Consider the following 1,607-nt stretch of genomic DNA (forward strand, 5'->3'; position numbering starts at 1 on the left):
CGGGGCGGCGCTGCCGGTCGATTTCGCGCCGATGTTCGCCGTCGCGGCCCTGCTCTACGACGGGCCCTGGGTCGCCGAGCGCTACGCGGCGATCCGGCCGATCATGGAGACGCGCCCCGAGATCCTGCACCCGACGACGCTGGCGGTGATCGCCGCCGCCGGGCGCTACAACGCCGCCGACGCCTTCGGGGGTCTCTACAGCTTGGCGGAACTGCGACCGCACGCGGACGCGGTCTGGGACCGGGTCGACGTGCTCGCCGTGCCGACCTACCCGCGCCCGCAGACCTGCGCGGCGGTGGCCGCCGACCCGATCGGCCCGAACAGCGAGCTCGGCACCTACACCAACTTCGTCAACCTGCTCGACTGGTGCGCCCTCGCGGTCCCGGGGCGGCCCCGCGCCGACGGCTTTCCTTCAGGGATCACCCTGCTCGCGCCGCGTGGCTCCGATGGGCTCCTCGCCGCCCTGGGCGCCCGCCTGCACGCGGCTGCGGCCGGCCGGATCGGCGCGGGGGCGACGCCCGTGCCGGCCGTGGCGCCGGGTCCGGCCCGCGGATGGCCCGGCGAGATCGAACTGGCGGTCGTCGGGGCGCATCTGTCGGGCCTGCCGCTGAACCGCGAACTCGCCGCGCACGGCGCCCGGTATCTGCGGACGGTGGCGACCCGACCGGAGTACCGCCTCTACGCCTTGCCCGGCGGACCGCCGCATCGTCCCGGACTGCTCCGGGCGGCCGAGGGCGACGGCGGCGCGATCGAGACGGAGGTCTGGGCCCTGCCGCCCGCCGCCTTCGGGGCTTTCGTGGCGGCCATCCCGGAACCGCTCGGGATCGGCACCCTGCGGCTCGCCGACGGGACCGCGCCGAAGGGCTTCCTGGTGGAGACGGCGGGCGTCGCGGGGGCCGCCGACATCACGCAGTTCGGCGGCTGGCGCCGCTACCTGGCCAGCCGCGCCGCGGCATAGCTGATTGGGCGATGCCAAAATCCACTCCGATGCGGTCGCAGCGCTGATCCACGCGCGCCTGACAAGCGACCGCAAACCCAAGCGTACGGAGACCGCAGAACCGAGCGCCGGTTACGTGAATCGGCGGCCGCCGGCCCGGATCGCGGGCTTCGCGGCACGAAAGCGCCGCGGTCGGCCCGTCGCGGCCGGTCCGCTTCTTGCTGATCCTCCGCCCGAAGAGTGCCCCGAGGCTGCCGAACCGGGAGACCCTGCATGCGTCGATCCCTGCACACGGACGAGGAGATCGCCTTCCTGCTGGACGAGGCCGCGCGGGGCATACCGATCGCCGCGATCTGCGCCAGCGCCCATGTCTCGCTCGGCACCTTCTACCGCTGGCGAAGACGCCTCGGCGGCCTGAAGCCCGCCGGTGTGGCCCGGCTCGATCAGGTCGAGCGGGAGAATGCCGGCCTCCGGGCGGAGGTGCTGCGGCTTCGGGCAGCCCTGCTCGTCCAGCCGGGGCGCGGGGCACCGGCCACGACGGAGCGCGCGAGCCTGAGCCAGCCGCCGCACCATCGCGGCGCCCAAGCCTGTGTCGGCCGGTTCGCCTTCGGACGCAGCGCGAACTGAGGCGGTCTCCATCTGCAGGAATCGGCTGATGCTGCCTCCCCGT

1 protein-coding gene and 1 pseudogene are annotated in these 1,607 nt (G+C 74.4%); both read left to right on the forward strand.

The features are described from left to right. A pseudogene (locus tag I53_RS16945) lies at window positions 1-958 on the forward strand (amidase family protein); the annotation flags it as partial. Between the two features lie 252 nt (window positions 959-1,210). Beyond that, window positions 1,211-1,564, forward strand: a complete 354-nt coding sequence (locus I53_RS16950; RefSeq protein ID WP_043352705.1) for a transposase — start codon at window positions 1,211-1,213, stop codon at window positions 1,562-1,564. Window positions 1,565-1,607 lie beyond the last annotated feature (43 nt).

This window comes from Methylobacterium sp. B1 (genome assembly GCF_000333255.1).
Taxonomy (GTDB): Bacteria; Pseudomonadota; Alphaproteobacteria; order Rhizobiales; family Beijerinckiaceae; genus Methylobacterium; species Methylobacterium fujisawaense.